Origin of the sequence: Furfurilactobacillus curtus (genome assembly GCF_045862785.1) — a bacterium.
GTDB lineage: Bacteria > Bacillota > Bacilli > Lactobacillales > Lactobacillaceae > Furfurilactobacillus > Furfurilactobacillus curtus.
In genome coordinates, this window is the sequence record NZ_BQXO01000002.1 from 589,771 (window position 1) to 596,184 (window position 6,414).

The 6,414-nt window shown below is 45.3% G+C and carries 4 protein-coding genes; all 4 read left to right on the top strand.

From position 1 onward, the window contains the following. The first annotated feature begins 140 nt into the window (after positions 1-140). Complete coding sequence (gene ftsH / locus ACKTR2_RS05795) at positions 141-2,282, top strand: ATP-dependent zinc metalloprotease FtsH (RefSeq protein ID WP_407883418.1); 2,142 nt, start codon at positions 141-143, stop codon at positions 2,280-2,282. A gap of 177 nt (positions 2,283-2,459) precedes the next feature. Beyond that, the gene (gene hslO / locus ACKTR2_RS05800; RefSeq protein ID WP_407883420.1) at positions 2,460-3,344 is read left to right on the top strand and encodes an Hsp33 family molecular chaperone HslO; all 885 of its coding nucleotides are present in this window, start codon (positions 2,460-2,462) and stop codon (positions 3,342-3,344) included. Between the two features lie 17 nt (positions 3,345-3,361). After that, positions 3,362-4,378 (top strand): tRNA dihydrouridine synthase DusB, encoded by a 1,017-nt coding sequence (gene dusB, locus ACKTR2_RS05805; RefSeq protein ID WP_407883422.1) that lies wholly within the window; start codon positions 3,362-3,364, stop codon positions 4,376-4,378. A 73-nt stretch (positions 4,379-4,451) separates the two neighbouring features. Then, on the top strand, positions 4,452-5,942 hold the full coding sequence (lysS, locus tag ACKTR2_RS05810) for a lysine--tRNA ligase (protein ID WP_407883465.1): 1,491 nt from the start codon (positions 4,452-4,454) through the stop codon (positions 5,940-5,942). Positions 5,943-6,414: the final 472 nt, after the last annotated feature.

Consider the following 6,414-nt stretch of genomic DNA (forward strand, 5'->3'; position numbering starts at 1 on the left):
AAAATTGACCGAAAAAGGCGTGATTTTTATTTGGTCAAGATAGGTCAATTGTGATATAGTATGTTTCATCAACAGGGATTAACCCTGATCAGGCCATTGATCATGGTCTGAATAACGTCTATGCCGTCAGGAGGCAATGCATGAATACACGCCGAAATGGGCCGGTTCGGAATAGTTTGTTTTGGATCGTGATCTTCTTGTCATTTATGGGAATTTTATATTTCTTTTTTGGCAATAACTCCGGATCTCAAACCCAGAACATTCGTTCCAGCGAATTTGTCCGTCAATTAAAGCAAAACAAGGTTAAAAACTTTCAGGTACAACCGGCTGGTGGAGTTTATAAAATCACCGGTGAGTATCGAAAGGCACAAAAAGTTTCTGGTTCTGGTAGTACCGGCCTTGGGATTGGTAGTAGTCAAACGACAACTGCTAAGAACTTTACCAGTTCTATTTTGGAGAATAATGCTAGCGTCCAACAGGTGACTGATGCGGCGTCTAAACATAATGTCAAGATGGATACTAAGCCGGAAGAATCCAGCGGTTTTTGGATTAATTTAATTAGCTTAATTTTGCCTGTCATCTTGATTGGTTTCTTCTTCTACATGATGATGGGGCAGGCTGGTCAAGGCGGTGCAGGTGGCCGTGGTGGTGTGGCAAGCTTTGGGAAATCTAAAGCTAAGCCTGCTGATCCGAAGAGTAATACAATTCGGTTCAGCGATGTTGCCGGTGAAGAAGAGGAAAAGCAAGAACTAGTCGAAGTGGTCGAGTTCTTGAAAGATCCGCATAAATTTACGACATTAGGTGCTCACATTCCAGCCGGCGTCTTACTTGAGGGCCCGCCAGGTACAGGGAAAACGTTGCTGGCCAAGGCTGTTGCCGGTGAAGCTGGCGTACCGTTCTTCTCCATGTCTGGTTCTGACTTCGTGGAAATGTTTGTTGGGGTCGGGGCTAGCCGAGTTCGTGATTTATTTGACCAAGCCAAAAAGAGTGCTCCTTCGATTATCTTCATTGACGAAATCGATGCAGTTGGTCGTCAACGGGGAACTGGCATGGGTGGCGGCCATGATGAACGCGAGCAAACGTTGAACCAGTTGTTAGTTGAAATGGATGGGTTTACGGGTAATGAAGGGGTCATTGTCATGGCCGCTACGAACCGGTCTGATGTGTTGGACCCTGCGTTATTGCGGCCAGGTCGTTTTGACCGCAAGATCTTAGTGGGTCGTCCTGACGTTAAGGGCCGTGAAGCAATTTTGAAAGTACATTCCAAGGGCAAGCCATTAGCTGCTAATGTGGATTTAAAAGAAATTGCGAAACAGACGCCTGGTTTTGTAGGTGCCGACTTGGCAAACCTATTGAATGAAGCTGCATTGTTGGCCGCTCGTCGCGGTAAGACGCAAATTGATGCAGCCGATTTAGATGAGGCCGAAGATCGCGTCATCGCTGGTCCAGCTAAGCACGATCGGGTTATCTCAGATCAAGAGCGTCGAACGGTGGCATTCCATGAAGCTGGCCATACGATTGTGGGCTTGGTCTTAAATGATGCGCGAGTCGTGCACAAAGTTACGATTGTCCCACGTGGTCGTGCAGGCGGTTACGCAATCATGTTGCCACGTGAAGACCAGATGTTAATGAGTAAAAAAGATGCACAAGAGCAGATCGCCGGGTTGATGGGTGGTCGTGCTGCTGAAGCGATTATCTTTAACTCTGAGTCATCCGGTGCATCTAATGACTTTGAACAAGCAACCGGCATTGCTCGGGCAATGGTTACCCAGTATGGGATGAGTGATAAGCTGGGGATGGTTACGTTAGAGAGTGATGGGCAACCGTTCTTAGGTGCTCAATACGGCCAACAACCCCCTTATTCACAAGAGACCGCTGCGTTGATTGATGAAGAAGTTCGTCGGTTAACGAGCGAGGGTTACCAAGAAGCCCGTGACATTATTCAGAGTCACCGTGAACAGCATAAATTGATTGCCGAAGCGCTTTTGAAATATGAAACGTTGGATGAGAAGCAGATTCTAAGTTTGTTTAAGACGGGTAAGATGCCAGAAGCTCAGCCAACCAATGCTGATGCGCAAGCAGCAACCTTTGAACAAGCTAAGAGTGCGCTCGAACAGCGTGAGGCGCAACGTGCTGCAGCACATGATGATGCGCTCAGTGCATCTACCAGTGATTCTACAGCGACAAGCGCACCACAATCGGCGACGAGTCAACCAGAATCTGCTAGTGAGGCACCTACATCATCGGCACAATCAGATTCAGATTCACATTCAAACGAATAATTTAAGTTGGTTACGCGGAAAGTATCTCGTCAAGTTTGACGAGATACTTTTTTGTCTCCCCATCCCAACCTGAGTTCACGCGTAACTGACTTTTTTTATGGAGTGCGGTATACTTGCTTTCAGAAATTTTGGGTTACGCCATCAGTGAGTGATGGATAGTTAACGAGGGAGTTTGAAATGAACGATTATTTAGTAAAAAGCATAATTGATGGCGGTAATTTTCGCGCTTATGCCGTGAGAAGTACAGGAGTGGTTGCGGAAGCGCAGCGGCGCCACGATACGTGGAGTGCGTCTTCGGCAGCGTTAGGACGGACGTTAACGGCATCACTATTACTCGGTACTTCTTTATTGAAAGGGCAAGAAACAATGACCGTCAAAGTAGCTGGCGACGGTCCAGCTAAAGGAATTGTGGTCGATGCAGATGCCAATGGTATTGTTAAGGGGTACATCATCGATCCACACGTTCATCTGCCCCTTAATGAGGCTGGACACATCGATGTTGGCGGCGCAGTGGGTCACAATGGGTTTTTATCGGTTACAAAAAATTTAGGTTTGGATCAACCCTACACGGGGCAGGTCGGTCTAGTAAGTGGGGAAATCGGGGATGATTTCACTTACTATTTGGCTCAGTCGGAACAAATCCCGTCAGCAGTTGGGGTATCGGTGTTTGTAGAAAACGACAATACGATTGGTGTGGCTGGCGGTTTTATGATCCAGGTTTTGCCAGGGGCTGACGATCAGGCGATTAGTCAACTGGAACAATCTTTAAAAGACATGCCGTTAGTTTCGCAATTGCTACGCGATGGGAAGACACCAGAAGACATCTTGACTGACTTGTTTGGTGAGTCGCGGGTAAATATTTTGGAAAAAGTCCCCGTGGCTTTTCAGTGTGATTGTTCGAAGGCCCGTTTTGCCACCGATTTAAGTAGTTTGCCTGCTCATGAATTGCAAGCAATGATTGATGAGGATCATGGTGCCGAAGCGGTTTGCCGTTTTTGTGGCAACCGGTATAAGTTCAGTGAAGCAGACTTGGCCGCAATTATTACCGAACAGCAGGCATAAAATTTGGAGGTGCAAAGATGAAGTGGCAAATTGGTTCAGTGGAGATTCCTAACCAGATTGTAGTTGCACCGATGGCTGGAGTGACTAATCAAGCTTTTCGCGTTATCTGTAAGGAATTTGGGGCCGGCTTGGTTGTCTGCGAAATGATCTCAGACCGCGGTATTATGTATCAAAATAAAAAAACGCTATCGATGATGAGTGTTTCGAAAGCTGAGCATCCAATGAGTATTCAAATTTTCGGCGGGACGAAAGAAACCCTAGTTCAAGCGGCCCAGTATGTAGATCAACAAACTGAGGCGGATATTATCGATATTAATATGGGCTGCCCTGTTAACAAGGTGGTTAAAACGGAGGCCGGTGCTCGGTGGTTGTTAGACCCCAATAAAGTCTATGAAATGGTTTCTTATGTGACAGATGCGGTCAAGAAGCCAGTGACCGTCAAGATGCGTACTGGCTGGGATCCCGACCATCTTTACGCAGTGGAAAATGCTTTAGCGGCCGAACGCGGCGGTGCTTGCGCATTGGCCATGCATGGGCGAACACGTCATCAATTTTACGAGGGCCACTCTGATTGGCACATCTTGCATGAAGTGGCTAAGCAGATTCATATTCCATTTATGGGAAACGGTGATATACAAACACCGGCAGACGCCAAGAAAATGATTGAAGAAGTTGGTGCGGATGCCGCAATGGTGGGTCGTGCCGCAGAAGGTAACCCATGGGTATTGGGCCAGATGGCGCATTACTTGTCAACAGGGGAGTTGTTGCCAGAGCCAACTGCAGATAAAAAGATTGCCATCGCTAAGGAACATTTGCAGCGGTTAGTGGATTTAAAAGGTGATCACGTTGGTTCACGTGAGTTTCGGGGCCAGGCCGGCTACTACTTGAAAGGAATAGCTCACTCTGCGCGGACAAAAGTCGCCTTGAATAACGCAGAAACATCAGCTGAAATGATTGAACTATTTGATCGGTTCATGACGCAATTAGCTGCCCGCCAAGCACGGGAAACTTCGGAAAGTGTTCGGCAAGGCTAACTTTTAGTGTAAAATGGTGGCAGTGTTAATTTGACAGAAGTGAGGGATTAATGTGGCAAAACAAGATACAGAAATGAATGATCAAATGCGCGTGCGCCGCGAAAAATTGCAAGAATTGCGCGATCAAGGGATTGAACCCTTTGGCCATCGATTTGACCGGACACATTTGGCTGCGCAATTGCATGAGCAGTTTGGTGACGAAGACAAGGAAACTTTGGCCAATGAAGACCATATTGTAACAATTGCTGGACGGATGGTCTCCAAACGTGGTAAGGGGAAAGTTGGCTTTGCCGATTTAAAGGATCGTAGCGGGCGCATTCAAATTTATGTTCGCAAAGATGTCATTGGTGAAGAGATGTACCACGTATTTAAACGGGCGGATATCGGTGACTTTATTGGCATTAAAGGTGATGTCATTAAGACCGATATGGGCGAGTTAACTGTACGTGCGCAAGCATTAACTTTCTTAAGTAAAGCGTTGCGGCCACTCCCTGATAAATTTCATGGTTTAACGAATCAAGAACAAATTTATCGGCAACGTTACCTTGACTTGATCGCTAATGATGATAGTTTTGATCGATTCAAGAAGCGTACAAAAATCATTTCGGCTATTCGTCATTACCTAGATGGTTTGGATTTCCAAGAAGTTGAAACGCCGGTATTGCATAACATTGCTGGTGGGGCGGCGGCACGGCCGTTTATCACTCATCATAATGCGTTAAATATTGAACTTTACTTACGAATCGCCTTAGAACTCCATTTAAAACGTTTGATTGTTGGTGGGATGGAACGGGTTTATGAAATTGGCCGTGTATTCCGCAACGAAGGCATTGATACCAAACATAATCCTGAGTTTACGATGTTAGAGTCTTATGTTGCCTACTGGGATTTCCACGATGTGATGGATGAAACTGAGGGAATCTTTAAGGCCGCTGCTAAAGCAGTGACTACAGATGCCATTGTGAGCTATCAAGGCACGACGATTGATCTTGCCAAACCGTTCAAACGGGTTCACATGGTTGATGCCATCAAGGCTGAAACAGGTATTGATTTTTGGCAGCCAATGGATCTTGAACAGGCACAACAATTAGCAACAGAAAACGGCATTCATTATGAACCGTTTTGGACAGTGGGTCATATTATTAATCAGTTCTTTGAAGATAAGGTTCAAGATACGCTGGTTCAGCCTACATTTATCTATGGTCATCCGGTTGAAATTTCACCACTGGCTAAAAAGAATCCAGATGATCCGCGTTTCACAGACCGGTTCGAACTTTATATTATGGGCAATGAATTCGCCAATGCCTTTACAGAACTAAATGATCCGATTGATCAGCGTGAGCGTTTTGAAGCCCAAGCGAAGGAACACGATGCCGGTGATGATGAAGCTCAATTGATTGATGAAGATTTTGTTGAAGCGTTGGAATACGGTATGCCTCCAACTGGCGGCTTAGGAATCGGTGTTGATCGACTAGTCATGCTATTGACTGATGCCCCGTCGATTCGCGACGTCTTATTATTCCCAACGATGCGCGCAGAAGATAATCTCGACCAAGAAGATTAATGCAGCATCTTAAAGACACGTTGAGGCGTGTCTTTTTTTGCGTTTCCGCTGCTTTTAGCAATATCCATTATGGAAAAAACGGGTACAGTTATACGGGAAACAATAAGGAATTGGCTGGCATTAATGGAAAACATTAAAAACAAATGATATTGTAACAAAATGATTGACCCGTGGATTCAGGACTGGTATTCTAATAAACGTCGTCAAAAAGGAAATAAACATTTTTCCTTCCTAGCGGCAAATATACCAATTCAAAACATCTTGAAAATAATTTATTGAAAGTTGTTGACAGAGTAGTGAGGAACTGGTATTCTAATTAAGTTGTCTGATACAGACCAATTTGGTAGCAGACAGGTAGATCTTTGAAAACTGAACAACGTTTCGACGAATCAAATGTGTAGGGTCTTTGAACTTCGGTTCAAAGCAATACACATTGTGAAGTCAATTCACTTTATAACCAAGTAACAAAAAC